We start from the raw sequence: 21,252 nt of genomic DNA on the forward strand, positions 1-21,252 counted from the left end.
TTTATTCTAATAATTATTATTAAATCTTTTACATGAATCTTTTTAAGAAAATAGTAATAAATAAGTATGTGATTAGTTATAATGATATGATATGATTATTTAAGGATATATTAGGAAATAATTAGATTTGTACGTAAAATGAAGAAATATGGAGTTGGTAAAGTGGCAAAGGTTAGAAGCATATATGTATGTCAAAATTGTGGATATGAAACACCTAAATGGATGGGAAAATGTCCAGAATGTAATAATTGGAATACTTTAGTTGAAGAGATTAGAGATACTAAGAGTAATCAATCTTCTCCTAAGGTTGAAAGACAAATTGGTGAGCTTAAAAAGATAAAAGAAATTAAATCAGGTGAAAAGGAAAGATATGATACTGGAATTGGTGAATTAAATAGAGTATTAGGTGGAGGACTTGTTAAGGGGTCGCTTACACTTATATCTGGTGATCCTGGAATAGGTAAATCTACACTTCTTTTACAGACAGCCAATAATATTTCAAAAAAATATGGGAAAGTTTTATATGTTTCTGGGGAAGAATCAGAAGAACAAATAAAAATAAGAGGAGACAGGTTAAAAGTTGATGCAGAAGAACTTTATATAGTTTCCGAAACTAATCTTGATGTAATAGAAGCATATATAGATAAACTTGAACCAGCTTTCATAATAATAGATTCAATACAAACAATTTATAGAGAAACAGTTTCTTCAGCACCAGGAAGTGTTTCACAGGTTAAGGAATGCTCAAATGCTGTAATGAGAATTGCTAAAGGAAAAAATATTCCTTTATTTATAGTTGCTCACGTTACTAAGCAAGGGGATTTAGCAGGACCAAGAGTATTAGAACACATGGTGGATACCGTATTATCCTTTGAAGGGGAAAGAACTGAAGAATTTAGAATATTAAGAACCATGAAAAATAGATTTGGTACTACGGCTGAAATAGGTGTTTTTGAAATGCGTGGAGAGGGATTAATGCAGGTTTATGATCCATCTAGCATGTTCTTAGAGGACACTAGTTTTAATCAAGAAGGGTCAGTTGTAATTGGAGTCATGGAAGGAACTAGACCTATTCTTGTGGAAATACAATCATTAGCATCTGAAACAAAAGCAGTTATGCCTAGAAGAACCTCTGTAGGAGTAGAAAATTCAAGGTTAAGTTTAATATTAGCTGTATTAGAAAAAAAATTAAGAGTTCCTTTTTATAATACTGATGTTTATGTAAATGTAGTAGGAGGACTTGAAATAGAAGGTACTACAGCAGACTTAGGAATTGCTATTTCACTTGTATCCTCTGTTAAAGGTAAGGCAGCTAGCTTAGAAAAATTAGTTGTTGTAGGCGAGGTTGGGTTAACAGGTGAAATAAGACCAATATCAAATTGTGACAGAATATTAAATGAAGCAGAAAAAATGGGATTTTTAAATGCAGTTGTTCCTTATAGAAGTTTAGAAAAATTAAAGGGAAGTAAATTAAACCTTATAGGAGTAAAAACTGTAAGGGAAGCAATAGGAAAGATATTTTAAGATGGATAGGTGTGAGTAAATGAGAACTGTACATGATGATGAGTTAAAAAAAATATTAAAAATAATGAGTCCAGGTACTTCTTTAAGGGAAGGATTAGATAATATACTTAGAGCCAAAACAGGAGGACTTATAGTATTAGGGGATAATGAAGAAATATTAGATTTAGTAGATGGTGGATTTAATATAAATTCTGAATATAGTCCAGCATATATATATGAGCTTGCTAAGATGGATGGAGCATTAGTACTTACTTCAGATAGAAAAAGAATACTCTACGCAAATGCTCAGCTTATGCCAAATCAATCTATAAGTACTTTTGAAACAGGAACAAGACATAGAACTGCTCAAAGGGTTGCAAAGCAAACAAATAAAATAGCAATAGCTATATCACAAAGAAGAAATATAATTACTGTTTATAAAGGTGACATAAAATATGTTTTAAGGGATAGTGCAGTTATATTAAGTAAAGCAAATCAGGCTATACAAACATTAGAGAAGTATGTAGCTGTACTTGAAAGAGTAACAAATAATCTTAACATACTTGAGTTTCAAGACCTAGCAACTCTTTTTGATGTAACTACAGCTATACAGAGAACTGAAATGGTAATGAGGATAGTTGAAGAGATAGAGGGTTACATTATTGAGCTAGGAAATGAGGGAAGACTTATTTCTATGCAATTAAATGAATTAGTAAGAAGTATAGAACAAGATGGAGTCCTTTTAATAAGAGATTATTGCTATGACAAGATGGAATATAATGATGTCTACAAAGAAATTCAAGAGTTATCGGCTGAAGATTTATTAGATTTAGATATAATAGCAAAAGAATTAGGATATGTAGGAAAATCTTTAATTGACACATTAGTGTCACCAAGAGGGTATAGAATATCAAATAAGGTACCAAGAATACCTTCAAATGTAATAGAAAACTTAGTAGGACATTTTGGAAAGCTTAAATATATTCTTGAAGCTGGTAATGAAGAATTAGATCAAGTAGAAGGAATTGGAGAAGCTAGAGCTAGAGCAATAAAAAATGGATTAAGAAGAATAAGAGAACAAGTTGCTTTAAATAAAAATTTATAAAAAGAAGTGCCATATAAATATGGCACTTAATATTTATCTAAAAGTAAATTTACCTAAAGTATCCATTTTGTTATATTCTTTTAATAAGATATCAAATAGGTTTAGATCCAGTGCATTGCATAGTGAAGTTAAATAGAAGAGATTATTTCCAAGTTCACGTTCTATAACTTCTCTGCAATTTTCGCATAAGTCACCTTTTATATGAGAACTTAAGCGTGGATTAAGTTCTTCTAAGGATAGGTCAGTATCCTCTAGCATATTCTGTTTTTTAGCACAAATCTCTATGCAACCGCAATTTGTAACGGCTTTGCATATAGCTCTGCTAGCTCTTGCTTGAGATTCTTGATATTTACTCAATATATCTAATATGCTTTTGTGTCTAAGTAAAGAATTATTAACGCTATTTTGAAAATCGTCAAAAATTACGTCCTTCATAGTGTTTCACTCCTTATATACTAATCTTTGACCCTATAGTAATTATAGAATTTTTTGGTTATATTTGTCAAATGATTTAGGTTGCAAAACTAAATATATGTTAAAAACTAATTAGCTTGTTAACTTGACTTTAATATAAATCAAATTTAAAAAGATTTATAGGGGGTAATTTATTAATTATAATAATTAAACAATATTTGTAAGTATTAAAGTGCTTCAATATGGTATAATTAAGAAAATATATTATAAATATTTTACAACTATGAATGATAAAAACTAAACATGTCAATAATTATATAGGAGGTGAGTTTGTGATAAAGAAAATTTTCAGAGTAATTTTCACTATTTTAGGGTTGTTGATTGGATTTGTTTTAGCAGACGGAATAAGAAAAAGTGCTATAGGCAATGAATATTTAACAAACATTTTTTTTAAGGTATCATTTTATGTAATTTTAATTGCTGTTTTTGGAATCATTTTATTTATTCTTTCTCCTTTTATTTATAAATCTATAAGAAAACTTATAACATTTATAGAAAAAGGGATATCTAAATTATCTCCAAGTGAAATAATATTTGGAGCGGGGGGAGCTATAGTAGCTCTAGTATTAGCTTTAGTAATAACGTTGCCATTAAGTAGCTTTTTAAGTGGCTTAAATGAAATGTTAGGACCTATTGTGTCAGTTATCATAAACATAATAGCTATGATTATAGGAGCTGATATAGCTGTTAAGAAAAGAGAAGATATTACAGGATACTTTGAGAATTTTAGAAAAAATCAATCTAAAGAAAAGAAAACAAAGAATTCTTCTAATAAGAAGAATGAGGCTACTCCAAAGGTTTTAGATACATCTGTAATAATTGATGGTAGAATCTTTGATTTATGCCAAACTGGTTTTATAGAGGGAGCTTTAGTAATTCCAACTTTTGTTCTTGATGAATTAAGACACATCTCAGATTGTTCAGATTCTTTAAAAAGAACAAGAGGAAGAAGAGGATTAGATATATTAAATAAAATCCAAAAAGAGCTTCCGATAGAAGTAATCATGTGGGAAGGTGATTTCCCAGAAATAGCAGAGGTTGATATTAAACTTCTAAAATTAGCACAAAAATTAAATGGTAAGGTTGTAACAAATGATTATAACTTAAATAAAGTAGCTGAATTTCAGGGTGTTCCAGTATTAAATATAAATGAATTAGCAAATGCAATTAAGCCAGTAGTATTACCAGGAGAAGAGATGACTCTTACTGTTGTAAAGGATGGAAAAGAATCTGGACAAGGGGTTGCTTATCTTGATGATGGTACTATGATTGTTGTAGAAGGTGGTAGAAAGTACATGGGAAAAGAAATAACAGTAGTTGTAACTTCAGTACTTCAAACTGCAGCAGGAAGAATGATATTTGCTAAATATAAATCTTAAGAGGAATTTAATTATGGGAAAAGTAGTTAGCGTAATATTAGCAGGTGGAAAAGGAAAAAGAATGGGTGCTGAAGTTAGTAAGCAATTCATTGAAATAAATGGTAAGCCTATAATATATTATACTTTAAAAGCTTTTGAGGAGTGTAAAGGTATTGATGAAATAATTCTTGTTCTACCTAAGGATGAAATAGATTATTTTAAAAGAGAAATAGAACCTAGATTTGATTTTAAAATATCTAAAATTATTGAAGGTGGAAAGGAAAGACAGGATTCAGTTTACAATGCATTAAATTCCATAGGAGATTGTGATATTGTTTTAATACATGATGGAGCAAGAGCTTTTGTAAGCAATAAAATAATAGAAGACGGAATAAAGTATTCTAGAGAGTTTGGAGCAGCAGCTCCAGGTGTTATGCCAAAGGACACTATAAAAGTTAAAAATTTAGAAGGATTCTCTGTGGATACACCAAATAGAGCATCTTTAGTAGCTGTTCAAACTCCACAATGCTTTAAATATAATTTAATAAAAAAAGGTCATAACAAAGTTAAAAATGAAAAGATTCAAGTTACGGATGATACTATGATAGTAGAACTTTTAGGAGAAAAAGTTTATCTTTTTGAAGGTGACTATAAAAACATAAAGGTTACAACACCAGAAGACTTAATATTAGCAGAACATTTTGTTAAGTAAGGATCACAAGATAGAGACAGTATATTGACATGTTATTTTTATAAGGATATAATTTTATAAGATTTAAGAAAATTTAATAGTTGTAAAGACTGTGAAAAAGATTAGTAGAAACGCTTATACAGAGAGAAAATACTAGGCTGAGAGATTTTCAACATGTTTTGAACCTACTTTGGAGTCGTAGCAAAAAACTAACCGGGTTTAATACCGTTAACAATGAATAGAGTACAAATTTAGGTGGTACCGCGAAATACAAGCTCGCCCTAAAGTTTTTTAGGGTAGAGCTTTTTTTTATTTTTTAAATGAAATTAATTAAAATATTAAGATTATAAATAGCTTATGAGGAGGTAGTATATTATGAAAATGTCAAATATGTTAGTAGGAACTTTAAGAGAAGTTCCAGCTGAAGCAGAAATAGAAAGTCACAAGCTTATGCTTAGAGCAGGTCTTATGAGAAAGATGGCTGCTGGGATTTATAACTATATGCCTTTAGGATTAAAGGTTATAGAAAATGTTAAAAATATAGTAAGAGAAGAAATGAATAATGCAGGTGCTCAAGAATTCTTAGCATCAGCTTTAATACCAGCTGAGTTATGGCAAGAATCAGGAAGATGGGATGCTTATGGAGCAGAAATGTTTAGATTAAAAGATAGACATAACAGAGATTTTTGCTTAGGACCAACTCACGAAGAGGTATTTACTGATATAGTTAGAAATGAAATAAAGTCATATAAGCAATTACCATTAAATCTTTATCAAATACAAACTAAGTATAGAGATGAAAGAAGACCAAGATTTGGAGTTATGAGATCAAGAGAATTCATAATGAAAGATGGATATAGCTTTGACAAAGATCAAGAAGGATTAGATTTAGCATATGAAAAAATGAGAAAAGCATATGTTAATATATTCAATAGATGTGGATTAGATGCTAAGGCAGTTGCAGCTGATTCAGGAGCTATAGGTGGATCAGGTTCAGCTGAGTTTATGGTTAAATCAGAAGTTGGAGAAGATGATGTAGTATTCTGTACAGCTTGTGATTATGCAGCTAACATAGAAAAAGCTCCATCAACACCAGAACATGCAGAAAAAGAAGAATTAATGGAAGTAGAAAAAGTTGAAACTCCAGCTGTTAAATCAATTGAAGATTTAGCAAAATTCTTTGAATGCTCACCAAAGAAAATAGCAAAAACTTTAATATTCCAAGCTGATGATAAAGTGGTTGCTGTTGTATTAAGAGGAGATAGAGAAGCTAACGAAGTTAAGATAGCTAATGCTATTGGAGAAGTTATAGAATTAGAAATGGCAAGTGAAGAGGCTGTTAAAGAAGCTACTGGCGCAGCTGTTGGATTTGCAGGTCCTATGGGAATAAAAGTAGATATGTTATTAGTTGACCAAGAAGTAGCTAATATGTATAACTTCATAATTGGTGCTAATGAAACTGATATGCACTTAAAAAATGTAAACTATGGAAGAGACTTTGAAGGAATAGTTGGTGACTTTAGAAATGTTACTATAGGAGAAAAATGTCCTGAGTGTGGAAAAGAAATAACTATTTCAAGAGGTACTGAGGTTGGACATATATTCAAACTTGGAACTAAGTATTCAGAGTCTATGGGTGCAACATTTATTGATGAAGATGGAAAAGCTAAACCATTTATAATGGGATGCTATGGAATAGGGGTTACAAGAACTGTAGCTTCAATAATAGAGCAACACAATGACGAAAACGGAATAATATGGCCATTAGAAGTAGCTCCATACCATGTATCAGTTATACCAGCTAATGTTAAAAATGAAGAACAAGCAACTAAAGCTGAAGAAATATACAATGAATTAAGAAAAATGGGAGTTGAAGCTCTACTTGATGATAGAAAAGAAAGAGCAGGAGTTAAATTCAAAGATTCTGAATTAATGGGAATTCCAATGAGAATAACTGTTGGAAAGATGATTGGTGAAGGTCAAGTTGAATTTAAACTTAGAAACGGTGGAGAAGTTGAGACTTTATCTATAGAAGAAGTTTATAATAGAGTAAGAGAAGAATTTGAAAGAGCAAATTTATCTTTATAATTTATAAGATTAACGGAATTGTATATAATTAGAATATAATAATAGAGCTCACCTTATTTAATATAGGGTGAGTTACTAATAATATAAGGTAGGAGGGTCAAGTAGTGATTAAGGTTTATAATACTTTAAACAAGAAAAAAGAAGAATTCATTCCTTTAACTCCAGGAGAAGTTAAAATGTATGTTTGTGGTCCTACTGTGTACAACTTTTTTCACATAGGAAATGGTAGAACATTTATAGTTTTTGATACTATAAGAAGATATTTTGAATACAGAGGATTCAAAGTTGATTTTGTTCAAAACTTTACAGATATAGATGACAAGATGATAAAAAAGGCTAATGAAGAAGGCACTACTGTAAAGAAGATTGGAGATACTTATATAAAAGAGTATTACCAAGATGCAGATGCATTAAATATAGAAAGAGCTACAGTTAATCCAAGAGCTACAGAATTTATTGGAGAGATAATAAAATTTGTTAAGGGATTAGTTGATAAAGGATATGCTTATGAAGTTGATGGAGATGTTTATTTCTCAACTAAGAAGTTTGAGGGATATGGAAAGTTATCAGGACAGAACATAGAAGATCTTCAATCAGGTGCTAGAATAAGTGTTGATGAAAGAAAAAAAGATCCAATGGACTTTGCTATATGGAAAGCTCAAAAACCAGGTGAACCAGCTTGGAATAGTCCTTGGGGAATGGGAAGACCAGGATGGCATATAGAATGCTCATGCATGGCTAAAAAATTATTAGGTGAAACTATAGATATTCATGCTGGTGGATCAGACTTAAAATTCCCTCACCATGAAAATGAAATAGCACAAAGTGAAGCTTTAACAGGTGAACCTTTTGCAAGATATTGGTTACATTCAGCCTTTGTTAATGTAAACAATGAAAAAATGTCAAAATCATTAAATAATTTCTTTACAGCAAGAGAAATATTAGAAAGATATGATGCTGATGTTATAAGATTTTTAATGTTATCAGCTCATTATAGACAACAACTTAACTTTAGTGAAGACTTATTAGAGTCAGCTAAAGCTTCAGTTGAAAGAATATACAATGCTATAGGAAACTTAGAAAACTTAATAGATGAAGTTTCTAGAGAAGAAATGAATGAGGAAGAAAAAGCTTACTTAGAGTCATTAAACAAATATAAAGAAAAATATATTGAAAAAATGGATGACGATTTTAATACAGCAGATGCTATAACGGCTATATTTGATTTAATAAAAGATACTAATACAAATATAACAATTGACTCATCAAAGGAATTAGCTCAAAAAGCTTTAGAGTTAATAAGAGAATTAGGAGCTCCATTAGGAATGTTCCAAAAATCAACTAAAGGAAATCTAGAAGAAGAGATTGAAGCTTTAATAGCTAAGAGACAACAAGCTAGAAAAGATAGAGATTTTACTTTAGCTGATAAAATAAGAGATGAATTAAAAGATAGAGGAATTGTCTTAGAAGATACACCTCAAGGTGTTAGATGGAAGATGATATAATTTAGATAATAAACTTGCAAAGGAACTTTCTTTTGCAAGTTATTATTTTAAAGAATTTTATTTGATAACTATTAAAATAAAAGTAAATTCAATAATTTAAAAAAATCTAAATTTAATCATATTAAAATCTTTGATTGAATTAGATTTGAATTTGTAGTTTAATAGTTTTAAATAAATAAATTCTATATAATTTTTAAATTAAGCTCAAACAAAAGGAGATAAGATATTGAAGAATTTATTATACAGAGAGTTTTCAGAAAGTGAAGCTAGAATGTTAAACCCACTTCAATTAGCTTTAATAGGAGATGGAGTTTACGAAGTTTTTATAAGAAACTATATATTAAGTGAAAATGCAGGTTTATCAGCTCACAAAATACATGTTAAAGCAATACAATATGTAAAAGCTAAGGCACAAAGTGACATAATAAATGCTTTAGAAGATGAGCTAAGGGAAGATGAACTTTATATTTATAAAAGAGGTAGAAATGCTAAGTCAGCAACAGTACCTAAGAATGCAAATGTTAGAGATTATAGAAATGCAACAGGATTTGAGGCTTTAGTAGGTTATTTATATCTTACTGGAAAAGAAGAAAGATTAAATGAGTTCTTATTGAAATGTATAGAAGTTCACGTTTAGGAAGGAGAAATATTAATGTTAAAAGTTAAATTATTACAATATACACCAGAACCAGAAAAGACCATAGCAGCAGCGGCTAAATTATGCTATAGTCCTGTAGGTGTTGATGATATATTAGAAAATTTAACTGATGAAGGCGCGGAAAAGTTTTTAAATATGCTTATGTCATATGGTCATATGTCACCAATAGAGCATGTTTCATTTACTTTTGCAGTAGAAGGAGTTTCAAGAAGCTTAACTCATCAGTTAGTTAGACATAGAATAGCATCTTACTCACAGCAATCTCAAAGATATGTTAAGTTAGATCAATTTGAATACATAGTACCACCAGCTATAGAAAATGATGAAGTTGCTAAAAAGCTATTTATTGACCAAATGCAAGGTGCACAAAAAGCATATGATGAAATAGTTGAAAGATTAAAAGATAAATATATTAGTGAAGGAATTGGTGAAAAACCAGCTGAGAAAAAAGCTATAGAGGATGCAAGATATGTTTTCCCTAATGCTTGTGAAACAAAAATTGTATTTACTATGAATGCTAGAAGTTTAATGAACTTCTTCCATCATAGATGTTGTGATAGAGCTCAATGGGAAATAAGAACTATGGCAGAAAAAATGGTTAATGAAGTTAAAAAGGTTGCCCCAATATTATTTAAGAATGCAGGTCCAAGTTGTGTAGCAGGTCCATGTCCTGAAGGAAAAATGTGTTGTGGAAAGCTTAAAGAGATGAGAACATTATATCTTGGAAAATAGGAATTTTTAAGGAGAGAACAAAATGACAAAGTCAGAAAATAAATATAAACAATTAACTCGTAAGCAAAAGTATGCTTTAGAAAGAGAACAAAGAGCAAGAGAAGAAAAATATGCTAGAAATACTAGAACTTTTGCTGAGGAAGAAGTTAAAGTAAGAGAAGATTTAGTAGAAGGAAGAAACGCTGTTATAGAATTATTAAAGTCAGATAAGACTATAGAGCAAATATTTATAGCTAATGGAAAAATGGAAGGTTCAATAAACAAAATTTTAGGATTAGCTAAAGAAAAGAAAATAGTTGTAAAAGAAGTTGATAGAAAGAAACTTGACTTAATGAGCGAAACTAAAGCTCACCAAGGAGTAATAGCACAAATAACTCCTTTTAAATATAGTACTGTTGAAGATATATTAGATTTAGCTAAAAGTAAAAATGAAGATCCATTCATAGTTATTTTAGATGAATTAGAGGATCCTCATAACTTAGGATCAATAGTAAGAACAGCAGAATTATGTGGTGCACATGGTATCATAATTCCAAAGAGAAGAAATGTTGGAGTAACTGGAACTGTTTATAAAGCTTCTGTAGGAGCTATTGAACATATGAAAATTGCAAAAGTTACTAATATAAATAATGCTATTGAAGAATTAAAGGCTAACAATTTATGGATATATGGAGCTGATATAGCTGGAGAAGAATATAGTTATGAAACAAACTTCAAAGGTGCTTGTGGAATAATAATCGGTAGTGAAGGTAGAGGAATGTCAAACTTAACTAAGAAGAAGTGTGACAAGTTAGTTAAAATTCCAATGGTTGGAAAAATAAATTCTTTAAATGCCTCAGTTGCAGGTGGTATAATGATGTATGAGGTATTAAAATCAAGAATAATAAAGTAGAAAAAGAGTGATGAGATGAGAGTTATATTTATAGATGGTTATAATGTTATAAATAGTTGGCCTAATCTAAAAAAGTCAAAAAATTATAGCTATGATATAGCAAGAACAGAGCTTACAGAAATGCTTGAAAATTATGCTGCTTTTAACTCTTGTAAAATTTATTTAGTTTTTGATGCTCATAAGGTTGCTGGAAATATTGAAAGCAAAGAGTTATCTGGAAATATAATTACTGTCTTTACAAAAGAAGGCGAAATTGCTGATGCATATATTGAGAGAATGGTAGATGAACTAGGAAGAAAAGTAGAAATTGTTGTTGTAACCTCAGATAGGTTAGAACAACAAACTATTTTCCAAAGAGGGGCCGTGAGAATGTCATCTATTGAATTCTACAATGAAGTGTTAAAAGTTCAGGATAACATTAGAAAAAAGGCAGAAAAAAATAAATTAGAATTAGGTAAAAATTTTTTAGGCGATACTTTAGAAGAAAGTGTATTAGAAAAATTAGAAAAAATGAGAAGAGGGTAATATTGACGAAGTCATATATAAACCTTATAATTTATTTGTAATTTATTGGATATTAGATTTTTATCTGGGGGTGTAGAGAATATGGGGATTACTTATGATTTGGCTAAAATCAATAATTATGAAGAATTTAAAGATTTAACAGATAAAGAAGTAGTTATGCTAGCTAAAAATGGTGATAATATGGCTCAAGAATATGTAATAAGTAAGTATGAGCAGTTTGTAAAAGCTAAATCTAAATCATATTTTCTTATAGGAGCAGATAAAGAAGATATATATCAAGAGGGAATGATTGGATTATATAAAGCAATAAGAGATTTTAATCCAGATAAGTTTGCATCATTTAAAAGTTTTGCAGAACTTTGTGTTACAAGGCAGATAATAACTGCTATAAAAACTGCAACAAGGCAAAAACATATCCCATTAAACACTTATATTTCTTTAAGCAAACCTATTTACGAGGAAGAATCTGATAGAACGCTTTTAGATACTGTAGTAGGAATAACAATTACAGATCCTGAATCATTGGTCATAGGTAAAGAAGAGGTTGAAAAAATAGAAAGTGCAATTAATAGTGTGCTTTCTGAACTAGAATTAGAGGTATTAAATTCTTATTTAGATGGTAAATCATATCAAGAAATTGCCTGTGATTTAGATAGAGAAGCTAAATCTATAGATAATGCATTACAACGTGTAAAAAGAAAGCTTGAAAAATGTTTAAACATTAAATAATGCAATTTTTTAAAAGTATTGACAAAGAATTTTATTAGTAGTAAAATTTTTATGGCATAGGTAAATTAAATGAATGTAAGGTGCTCACGTAGCTCAGTCGGCAGAGCGTCGCCTTGGTAAGGCGGAGGTCGTCGGTTCAATCCCGATCGTGAGCTCCAATCCAAAATAAGGAAAATACAACACGCTAGGTAGAGTTTATTTGAATTTTAAAGGAGGAATTTGCAATGTCAAAAGCAAAATTTGAAAGAAGCAAACCACACGTTAACATTGGAACAATCGGTCACGTAGACCACGGTAAAACAACTTTAACAGCAGCTATAACAACAGTTTTAGCACAAGCTGGTGGAGCAGAAGCATTCAAATATGATGAAATAGATAAAGCTCCAGAAGAAAAAGAAAGAGGAATCACAATCAACACAGCACACGTTGAGTACGAAACAGCTAACAGACACTACGCTCACGTTGACTGTCCAGGACATGCTGACTACGTTAAAAACATGATCACTGGAGCAGCTCAAATGGATGGAGCTATATTAGTTTGTTCAGCAGCTGATGGTCCAATGCCTCAAACAAGAGAGCACATCTTATTATCATCAAGAGTTGGAGTTGACCACATCGTAGTATTCTTAAACAAAGCAGATATGGTTGACGACGAAGAATTATTAGAATTAGTTGAAATGGAAGTTAGAGAGTTATTAAGCGAGTACAACTTCCCAGGAGACGATATTCCAGTAATCAAGGGATCAGCTTTAGTAGCATTAGAAAACCCAACTGACGAAGCTGCAACAGCTTGTATCAGAGAGTTAATGGATGCTGTAGATAGCTACATCCCAACACCAGAAAGAGCAACAGATAAGCCATTCTTAATGCCAGTAGAGGACGTATTCACAATCACTGGTAGAGGAACAGTTGCAACAGGAAGAGTTGAAAGAGGAGTTCTACATGTAGGAGACGAAGTAGAAGTAATCGGATTAACTGAAGAAAGAAGAAAAACTGTTGTAACAGGAATCGAAATGTTCAGAAAGTTATTAGATGAAGCACAAGCTGGAGATAACATCGGAGCATTATTAAGAGGTATCCAAAGAACTGATATCGAAAGAGGTCAAGTTTTAGCTCAAGTTGGAACAATCAACCCACACAAAAAATTCGTAGGTCAAGTATACGTACTTAAAAAAGAAGAAGGTGGAAGACATACTCCATTCTTCGATGGATACAGACCACAATTCTACTTCAGAACAACAGACGTTACAGGATCAATCAAATTACCAGAAGGAATGGAAATGGTTATGCCTGGAGACCACATCGACATGGAAGTTGAATTAATCACAGAAATCGCTATGGACGAAGGATTAAGATTCGCTATCAGAGAAGGTGGAAGAACTGTAGGTTCAGGAGTTGTTACTTCAATAATCGAGTAGTTTTAAGCAAAATAACATATAGTTTATCATAATAAGGACTGGGTTAAATAACCTAGTCCTTTACATAGCCAACGTTTGTTGACACTTGTGTATATTTATGATAATGTATTTTAGTAATTAACTAGCAGTGTATTGGTAGATAGAACTACTTTTAATATACAACAAAACTGGAGGTGCTGAACGTGAGAGTAAAAGTAACTTTAGCATGTACTGAGTGCAAGCAAAGAAACTACAACACTATGAAAAATAAGAAAAACGATCCTAATAGAATAGAGATGAAAAAATACTGCAAATTCTGTAAGACTCATACTCTTCACAGAGAAACTAAGTAGTGTTTTGGATAGAAAATTCTAATGCATTATTATGGTGTTAAGGATGTGAATTTATGGCTGCAAAGCAAAATGTAAATGAAAAAAGCAGAGGCTTTGGTATAACAAAGTTCTTTAGAGGGGTTAAGGCTGAAATCAAAAGAATAACTTGGCCACCAAAAGAAGAAGCTAAAAAGGCCATTATTGCAGTAATTGTATTTACTGTAATATCTATTGCTTTAATAGGAGTAATGGATTTTGTATTTAAGAACCTCTTTGAGTTAGTGTTTGGACTTAAATAATATAAGGGAGGTTTGGTGATTTATTCACCGGTATGATATGAGTGATAGAGCTAGATGGTACGTAGTACACACATATTCAGGATACGAAAATAAAGTTAAAGCAAATCTTGAGAAGACTATAGAGAACAGAAACTTAGAATCTTTAATCTTAGACATTCAAGTTCCTATGGAAGAGAGTGCAGAAGAAAAAGATGGTAAGATAAAAGTTACTTTAAAGAAAAAATTCCCAGGATATGTTATAGTAAACATGGTTATGACAGATGAATCTTGGTATGTCGTAAGAAATACAAGAGGAGTAACTGGATTTGTAGGTCCAGGGTCAAAACCTGTACCACTTACCGATGAAGAGGTAGAATCTATGGGAGTAATGAAAACTGCTATGGATATCGACTTGGAGGTAGGAGAAACTATAAACATTATTTCAGGAGCTTTAAGTGGTTTTGCTGCTATAATCCAAGAAATAAATGTTGAAAAAGGCAAAATAAAAGCCTTAGTAGATATGTTCGGTAGAGAAACTCTAGCTGAACTAGATTTTAATCAAGTAGAAAAATTAGATTAAAAATCAGACTAACGTCTCGATCAAGTGGGAGGGCGGAAGTCCGATAATTACCACAGTATAGGAGGAATAAACTCATGGCTAAGAAAGTAACAGGAATGATAAAACTTCAACTTCCTGCAGGAAAAGCAACACCAGCACCACCAGTAGGACCAGCTTTAGGTCAACACGGTGTAAACATAATGGGATTCTGTAAAGAATTCAACGCAAAGACTGCTGATAAAGCTGGCTTAATAATACCAGTTGTAATAACTGTATATCAAGACAGATCATTCAGCTTCATATTAAAAACTCCACCAGCTGCAGTTCTTATAAAGAAAGAATTAGGCTTAGAAAGTGGATCAGGTGTTCCAAACAGAACTAAAGTTGGAAACATCACTAAAGAGCAAATAAGAAAAATTGCTGAATTAAAAATGCCAGACTTAAATGCTGCAACAATCGAAACTGCAATGAGCATGATCGAAGGTACTGCTAGAAGTATGGGTGTAGTAGTAGTAGAATAATTTATTCAAATCGGTGGGAGGTAAAAACCGCTAATACCACAAAGGAGGATTATATTAATGGGAAAGAAATATATTGAAAGTTCAAAATTAATAGATAAAAATGCATTATATACTCCAGCAGAAGCTTTAGAGCTTGCTGTTAAAACTGCAAAAGCTAAATTCGATGAAACTATCGAATTACACGTAAGATTAGGTGTAGACCCAAGACATGCTGACCAACAAGTTAGAGGAGCTGTTGTTCTTCCACACGGAACTGGTAAAGATGTTAAAGTTTTAGTTTTCGCTAAAGGTGAGAAAGCTAAAGAAGCTGAAGCTGCAGGAGCAGATTTCGTTGGAGCTGACGAATTAGTACAAAAAATTCAAGGTGAAAACTGGTTTGATTATGATGTAGTTGTTGCTACTCCAGATATGATGGGTGTAGTTGGTAGATTAGGTAGAGTATTAGGACCAAAAGGTTTAATGCCAAACCCAAAATCAGGAACAGTTACATTTGACGTAGCTAACGCTATAAAAGAAATCAAAGCAGGTAAAGTTGAATATAGAGTAGATAAGACTGCTATAGTTCACTGCCCAATAGGAAAGAAATCTTTCGGAACTGAGAAATTAGTTGAAAACTTCAAAGCTTTAATGGATGCTTTAGTAAAAGCTAAACCAGCTGCTGCTAAAGGACAATACTTAAAATCAGTTTCAGTTTCAGCTACTATGGGACCTGGAGCTAAAGTTAACCCAGCTAAAGTTTTAGATTAATTTTAATAAAGTGCTTGACATAAGTTTAAGTGCATGTTAAAATAATTTTTGTTGAAAAAGTGAATGAAAGTTTCCGTAGACAGTAGGTGCTGAAAGGCATAACGTAGAACAACCTACCGAGGGCAATTATAGTGTATATAATAGTCTTCCTATGTCTACGGGAAGACTTTTCTTATTATATAAAGCAGTTAACTAAACTGTGAGGAGGTGGACACAGTGAACAAAAACAGACAATTAAAAGAAGCTAAAGTTGCAGAGATAAAAGAGAAATTAGAAAAAGCTCAATCAGTTGTACTTGCTAGCTACCAAGGTTTAACAGTAGAACAAGATACAAACTTAAGAAAGAGCTTAAGAGAAGCAGGTGTTGAGTACAAAGTTTACAAAAACACACTAGTTACTCTAGCTGCAAAAGAATTAGGTTTTGATGGAATAGTTGAATACTTAGAAGGTCCAGTTTCAATAGCTTTCGGTTACGAAGATGCTACTGCTCCAGCTAGAATCCTTAACGATTTCGCTAAGGAAAACAAAAAGCTTGAGTTAAAAGCTGCTATAGTAGAAGGAACAGTTTACAACAAAGAGCAAACTGAGCAACTTGCTGCTATACCTTCAAGAGAAGTGTTACTTGCAAAACTTCTTGGAAGTATCAAGTCACCACTATCAAACTTTGCATACTTATTAAGTGCAATAGCAGACAAAAAAGAAGAATCTGCTGAATAATTAATAAAAATAAAAATTTAAAAAACAGGAAAGAAAATTTCGGAGGTGCGAATCATGACAAAAGAGCAAATCATAGAAGCTATAAAAGAAATGAGTGTTTTAGAATTAAACGAGTTAGTTAAAGCTTGTGAAGAAGAATTCGGAGTAAGCGCTGCTGCTCCAGTTGCTGTTGTAGGCGGAGCTGCTGCAGGTGCTGCTGCAGAAGAAAAATCAGAGTTTGACGTAGTATTAACTAATGCTGGTGCAAACAAAATAAAAGTAATCAAAGCAGTTAGAGAATTAACTGGTTTAGGATTAAAAGAAGCTAAAGAAATAGTTGATGGAGCTCCTAAAACATTAAAAGAAGCTGTAGCTAAAGAAGAAGCTGAAGACATGAAAGCTAAATTAGCTGAAGTTGGAGCTGAAGTAGAGCTTAAGTAATTAAAGCTTAATTTTAAAATATTAAAAGAGGTACTTAGTAGTGCCTCTTTTTTTTAACTCAAGAGATTGGGCGTAAAAAATAATTTAAAGTAAATTTTTTTAGAATATTGACAACGGGTATTGCCTATGATACCATAAGTAAATGTACTATTGTGTAATAGTATAAAGTTGAATATGAATTTTATGTATACTACATTAAAAAATGGGTATACTAAAAAGATGATATTGTATGTAATCCGAAAGCATAGGTCCTTAGGGAAAGTATGCTTTTGGCTATTTTAGTTTATACAAGGGGTGAAAGTTGATGGTACATCCTGTCCAAGTTGGAAAAAGAACGAGAATGAGCTTTGCAAAAGTCAAAGACGTGGCTGAAATGCCAAACCTAATTGAAATTCAATTAGATTCTTACAAATGGTTTTTAGATGCAGGACTTTATGAAGTTTTTGATGATATTAATCCTATCTCAAACTTTACTGGAAATCTTGTACTTGAGTTTGTAGGGTACACTCTAGATATGGATAACATAAAATATTCAGTTGAAGAGTGTAAAGAAAGAGACACTACTTATGCTGCACCGCTAAAAGTAGCTGTAAGACTTCAAAACAAAGAAACTGGAGAAATAAAAGAACAAGAGGTATTTATGGGAGATTTCCCATTAATGACAGAGCAAGGAACTTTTATAATCAATGGTGCCGAAAGAGTTATTGTTTCTCAGTTAGTAAGATCACCAGGTGTTTACTACAATTATAATGTAGATAAAACTGGTAAAAAACTGTTCTCTGCAACAGTAATACCTAACAGAGGTGCATGGTTAGAGTATGAAACAGATTCAAATGATGTTATCTATGTAAGAATAGATAAAACAAGAAAACTTCCTATAAGTATACTAGGAAGAGCTATGGGTTTTGGAAGCGATCAAGAACTTCTTGAGTATTTTGGTGAAGAAGAAAGATTCAAAGCTACAATAGAAAAAGATAATACTAAGACTAAAGAAGAAGCATTATTAGAAATCTATAAGAGATTAAGACCAGGTGAACCACCTACAGTTGATAGTGCAATTAGTTTAATAGATTCTTTATTCTTCGATGCTAAGAGATACGACTTATCAAGAGTTGGTAGATACAAGTTTAACAAAAAACTTGCAATTGGTTTAAGAATAGCTAACCAAATAGCAGCAGAAGATATAGTAGATAAATTAACTGGTGAAGTTTTAGTTGCAAAAGGTGAAAAAATATCAAGAGCTAATGCTGAAGAAATCCAAAATAGAGGAATAAATTCAGTTGATGTTTTAGTTGAAGACAGAGTAATTAGAATTATTGGTAACCACTTTGTAGATATACATAAGTGTGTGGACTTCGATATATCAGATTTAAATATCAGAGAATTAGTTCACTACCCAACATTAAGAGAGATCTTAGATAACTATTCTGATGAAGAAACTATAAAAGAAGAAATCAAAAAGAATATGACAAGACTTATTCCTAAGCACATCATCAAAGATGATATATTCGCTACAATAAGTTACCAAATTGGCTTAGCTTATAATATTGGATATGTTGATGATATAGACCACTTAGGAAACAGAAGATTAAGAAGTGTTGGTGAGCTTTTACAAAATCAATTTAGAATTGGTTTATCAAGAATGGAAAGAGTAGTTAAAGAGAGAATGACTATTCAAGACCAAGAAGCTATAACACCACAACAATTAATCAATATAAGACCAGTAGCAGCAGCTATAAAAGAGTTCTTTGGAAGCTCACAGTTATCACAGTTCATGGATCAAACAAACCCATTATCTGAGTTAACTCATAAGAGAAGATTATCAGCTCTTGGACCAGGAGGTCTTTCAAGAGAAAGAGCTGGTTTCGAAGTTAGAGACGTTCACCACTCTCATTATGGTAGAATGTGTCCTATCGAGACTCCAGAGGGACCAAACATAGGTCTTATAAACTCATTAGCTACATATGCTAAAGTTAATGAGTATGGCTTTATTGAAACTCCTTATAGAGTTGTAGATAAAGCAGAAGGTAGAGTAACTGGTGAAATAAGATACTTTACTGCAGATGAGGAAGACCAATACCTAGTAGCTCAGGCTAATGAACCATTAGACGAAAATGGATGCTTTATTGATAAGAAAGTAACTGTTAGAGATAAAGGTGAGGTATTAGTAGTTCCAAGTAAGGATGTTGACTTAATGGACGTTTCTCCAAGACAGCTAGTATCTGTTGCAACAGCAATGATACCTTTCTTAGAGAACGACGACGCATCAAGAGCCCTAATGGGATCAAACATGCAACGTCAAGCAGTTCCTTTATTAAAACCATATGCTCCAATAGTTGGTACTGGAATAGAATACAAAGCAGCTGTAGATTCAGGGGTTCTTCCTAAAGCTAAAAATGCTGGTGAAGTAGTTTATGTAAGTGCTAACGAAGTAAGAGTTAAGAGAGAATTAGATGGTGGTGTTGATACTTATAGACTTCTTAAATTCAAGAGAAGTAACCAAGGTACTTGTATAAACCAAAGACCAATAGTGGCTAAAGGTGACTGGGTACTTAAAGGTGAAGTATTAGCAGATGGACCTTCAACTGATTTAGGAGAAATAGCTTTAGGTAAAAACATAAGAATGGGATTCATTACTTGGGAAGGATATAACTACGAGGATGCTATGCTTATCTCAGAAGAGTTAGTTAGAGAAGACGTATTTACATCAATCCATATAGAAGAATATGAATGCGAAGCTAGAGATACTAAATTAGGACCAGAAGAAATAACTAGAGATATTCCAAACGTAAGTGAGGATGCTTTAAAAGATATAGATGAAAGAGGTATAATCAGAATCGGTGCTGAGGTAAGATCAGGAGATATTCTTGTTGGTAAAGTAACACCAAAAGGAGAAACTGAACTTACTGCTGAGGAAAGATTATTAAGAGCTATCTTTGGTGAAAAAGCTAGAGAAGTTAGAGATACTTCTTTAAGAGTTCCACACGGGGAAGCTGGTATAATAGTAGATGTAAAAGTATTTACAAGAGAAAATGGTGATGATTTATCACCAGGAGTTAATGAACTTGTAAGATGTTACATTGCTCAAAAGAGAAAAATATCTGTTGGAGATAAGATGGCTGGTCGTCACGGTAACAAAGGGGTTATCTCAAGAGTATTACCAGAAGAAGATATGCCATTCTTACCAGATGGTAGACCACTTCAAATATGCTTAAACCCACTAGGGGTTCCATCTCGTATGAACATCGGTCAGGTATTAGAGGTTCACTTAGGATGGGCTGCAAGTGCATTAGGATGGCACATTGCTACACCAGTATTTGATGGTGCTACAGAAACTGATATAGAAGATTGCTTAGAAAAAGCAGGATACAATAGAAACGGAAAAACAGTTTTAAGAGATGGTAGAACTGGTGAAGAGTTTGATAACGAAGTAACAGTTGGTATAATGTACATCTTAAAACTTGCTCACTTAGTTGATGATAAGATCCATGCTAGATCAACAGGACCTTACTCATTAGTAACTCAACAGCCACTTGGTGGTAAGGCACAATTCGGAGGACAAAGATTCGGAGAGATGGAGGTTTGGGCATTAGAAGCATACGGTGCTGCTCATACTCTTCAAGAAATACTTACTGTTAAGTCAGATGATGTTGTAGGTAGAGTTAAAACTTACGAAGCTATTGTTAAAGGTGAAAACATTCCTGAACCAGGAGTGCCAGAATCATTTAAGGTTCTTATTAAAGAACTTCAAGCTTTATGCTTAGACGTTAAAGTTTTAAATGATAATAACCAAGAAGTTAAATTCAAAGAATTAGCTGAAGATGATGATGAAATCGAAGTATTAGAAGTTAACATGGAAGGTACTGAAGATTCAACAACAGAAGAAGCTAAAGAGGAAAAAGGGGAAGCATACATCCCAGCAGAAGAAATTGATGAAGAAATAGACTATGAAAACATAGACTTATTAGACTTCACAAGTGATTTAGACATAGAAGATGATTTTAACTAGGATATAAAGTGT

21 protein-coding genes, 1 tRNA gene and 1 other annotated feature are annotated in these 21,252 nt (G+C 32.1%); of the genes, 21 read left to right on the forward strand and 1 reads right to left on the reverse strand.

Going from position 1 to position 21,252, the window contains the following annotated elements; all coding sequences use genetic code 11:
* Positions 1 to 162: 162 nt before the first annotated feature.
* Positions 163 to 1,524: a DNA repair protein RadA gene (radA, locus tag I6G60_RS02915; RefSeq protein WP_003479244.1), complete on the forward strand. Its 1,362-nt coding sequence runs from the start codon at positions 163 to 165 to the stop codon at positions 1,522 to 1,524.
* A gap of 19 nt (positions 1,525 to 1,543) precedes the next feature.
* Positions 1,544 to 2,608 (forward strand): DNA integrity scanning diadenylate cyclase DisA, encoded by a 1,065-nt coding sequence (gene disA, locus I6G60_RS02920; protein ID WP_003452233.1) that lies wholly within the window; start codon positions 1,544 to 1,546, stop codon positions 2,606 to 2,608.
* Between the two features lie 33 nt (positions 2,609 to 2,641).
* Here the strand turns inward: disA and I6G60_RS02925 are convergent, their stop codons facing one another.
* Positions 2,642 to 3,043, reverse strand: coding sequence for a nucleoside triphosphate pyrophosphohydrolase family protein (locus I6G60_RS02925; protein ID WP_003459340.1), 402 nt, complete (start codon positions 3,041 to 3,043; stop codon positions 2,642 to 2,644).
* A 311-nt stretch (positions 3,044 to 3,354) separates the two neighbouring features.
* On the opposite strand from I6G60_RS02925, the gene I6G60_RS02930 reads away from it, so the two are divergent.
* The 19 genes from I6G60_RS02930 (at position 3,355) to rpoB (ending at position 21,240) form a co-directional block, all read left to right on the forward strand.
* Entirely contained in the window at positions 3,355 to 4,461 is a 1,107-nt protein-coding gene (locus tag I6G60_RS02930) for a PIN/TRAM domain-containing protein (protein WP_003459365.1), read from the forward strand.
* A 13-nt stretch (positions 4,462 to 4,474) separates the two neighbouring features.
* Positions 4,475 to 5,152, forward strand: coding sequence for a 2-C-methyl-D-erythritol 4-phosphate cytidylyltransferase (gene ispD / locus I6G60_RS02935; RefSeq protein WP_003459324.1), 678 nt, complete (start codon positions 4,475 to 4,477; stop codon positions 5,150 to 5,152).
* A gap of 354 nt (positions 5,153 to 5,506) precedes the next feature.
* Positions 5,507 to 7,219, forward strand: coding sequence for a proline--tRNA ligase (locus I6G60_RS02940; RefSeq protein WP_003459370.1), 1,713 nt, complete (start codon positions 5,507 to 5,509; stop codon positions 7,217 to 7,219).
* A 107-nt stretch (positions 7,220 to 7,326) separates the two neighbouring features.
* Positions 7,327 to 8,724, forward strand: a complete 1,398-nt coding sequence (gene cysS / locus I6G60_RS02945) for a cysteine--tRNA ligase (protein ID WP_025648643.1) — start codon at positions 7,327 to 7,329, stop codon at positions 8,722 to 8,724.
* Positions 8,725 to 8,950: 226 nt separating this feature from the next.
* Positions 8,951 to 9,361: a Mini-ribonuclease 3 gene (locus I6G60_RS02950; RefSeq protein ID WP_003459297.1), complete on the forward strand. Its 411-nt coding sequence runs from the start codon at positions 8,951 to 8,953 to the stop codon at positions 9,359 to 9,361.
* Positions 9,362 to 9,376: 15 nt separating this feature from the next.
* Positions 9,377 to 10,114, forward strand: coding sequence for an FAD-dependent thymidylate synthase (thyX, locus tag I6G60_RS02955; RefSeq protein ID WP_003452247.1), 738 nt, complete (start codon positions 9,377 to 9,379; stop codon positions 10,112 to 10,114).
* 22 nt (positions 10,115 to 10,136) lie between these two features.
* Positions 10,137 to 11,006 (forward strand): 23S rRNA (guanosine(2251)-2'-O)-methyltransferase RlmB, encoded by an 870-nt coding sequence (rlmB, locus tag I6G60_RS02960; protein ID WP_003459298.1) that lies wholly within the window; start codon positions 10,137 to 10,139, stop codon positions 11,004 to 11,006.
* Between the two features lie 15 nt (positions 11,007 to 11,021).
* Positions 11,022 to 11,531 (forward strand): NYN domain-containing protein, encoded by a 510-nt coding sequence (locus tag I6G60_RS02965; RefSeq protein WP_003459316.1) that lies wholly within the window; start codon positions 11,022 to 11,024, stop codon positions 11,529 to 11,531.
* Between the two features lie 81 nt (positions 11,532 to 11,612).
* Positions 11,613 to 12,260 carry an RNA polymerase sporulation sigma factor SigH gene (sigH, locus tag I6G60_RS02970; protein WP_003459372.1) on the forward strand — a complete coding sequence of 216 codons (648 nt, stop codon included), beginning with the start codon at positions 11,613 to 11,615 and terminating at the stop codon, positions 12,258 to 12,260.
* Between the two features lie 82 nt (positions 12,261 to 12,342).
* Positions 12,343 to 12,418 (forward strand) — tRNA-Thr (locus I6G60_RS02975).
* Positions 12,419 to 12,484: 66 nt separating this feature from the next.
* Positions 12,485 to 13,678, forward strand: a complete 1,194-nt coding sequence (tuf, locus tag I6G60_RS02980) for an elongation factor Tu (RefSeq protein ID WP_003452162.1) — start codon at positions 12,485 to 12,487, stop codon at positions 13,676 to 13,678.
* Between the two features lie 182 nt (positions 13,679 to 13,860).
* On the forward strand, positions 13,861 to 14,010 hold the full coding sequence (gene rpmG, locus I6G60_RS02985; RefSeq protein WP_003482374.1) for a 50S ribosomal protein L33: 150 nt from the start codon (positions 13,861 to 13,863) through the stop codon (positions 14,008 to 14,010).
* Positions 14,011 to 14,063: 53 nt separating this feature from the next.
* Entirely contained in the window at positions 14,064 to 14,288 is a 225-nt protein-coding gene (secE, locus tag I6G60_RS02990; protein ID WP_003479237.1) for a preprotein translocase subunit SecE, read from the forward strand.
* 37 nt (positions 14,289 to 14,325) lie between these two features.
* Complete coding sequence (gene nusG / locus I6G60_RS02995) at positions 14,326 to 14,847, forward strand: transcription termination/antitermination protein NusG (RefSeq protein WP_003452167.1); 522 nt, start codon at positions 14,326 to 14,328, stop codon at positions 14,845 to 14,847.
* A 74-nt stretch (positions 14,848 to 14,921) separates the two neighbouring features.
* Positions 14,922 to 15,347: a 50S ribosomal protein L11 gene (gene rplK, locus I6G60_RS03000; protein ID WP_003452181.1), complete on the forward strand. Its 426-nt coding sequence runs from the start codon at positions 14,922 to 14,924 to the stop codon at positions 15,345 to 15,347.
* Between the two features lie 57 nt (positions 15,348 to 15,404).
* Positions 15,405 to 16,094: a 50S ribosomal protein L1 gene (rplA, locus tag I6G60_RS03005; RefSeq protein WP_003452172.1), complete on the forward strand. Its 690-nt coding sequence runs from the start codon at positions 15,405 to 15,407 to the stop codon at positions 16,092 to 16,094.
* 55 nt (positions 16,095 to 16,149) lie between these two features.
* Positions 16,150 to 16,276, forward strand: a sequence feature (ribosomal protein L10 leader region).
* 34 nt (positions 16,277 to 16,310) lie between these two features.
* On the forward strand, positions 16,311 to 16,811 hold the full coding sequence (gene rplJ, locus I6G60_RS03010) for a 50S ribosomal protein L10 (RefSeq protein WP_003452177.1): 501 nt from the start codon (positions 16,311 to 16,313) through the stop codon (positions 16,809 to 16,811).
* Positions 16,812 to 16,865: 54 nt separating this feature from the next.
* A complete protein-coding gene (gene rplL, locus I6G60_RS03015) occupies positions 16,866 to 17,231 on the forward strand; it encodes a 50S ribosomal protein L7/L12 (RefSeq protein WP_003452170.1) in 366 nt (121 codons plus the stop codon).
* A gap of 304 nt (positions 17,232 to 17,535) precedes the next feature.
* Positions 17,536 to 21,240: a DNA-directed RNA polymerase subunit beta gene (rpoB, locus tag I6G60_RS03020; RefSeq protein ID WP_003460611.1), complete on the forward strand. Its 3,705-nt coding sequence runs from the start codon at positions 17,536 to 17,538 to the stop codon at positions 21,238 to 21,240.
* Positions 21,241 to 21,252: the final 12 nt, after the last annotated feature.

This window comes from Clostridium perfringens (assembly GCF_016027375.1).
GTDB lineage: Bacteria > Bacillota > Clostridia > Clostridiales > Clostridiaceae > Sarcina > Sarcina perfringens.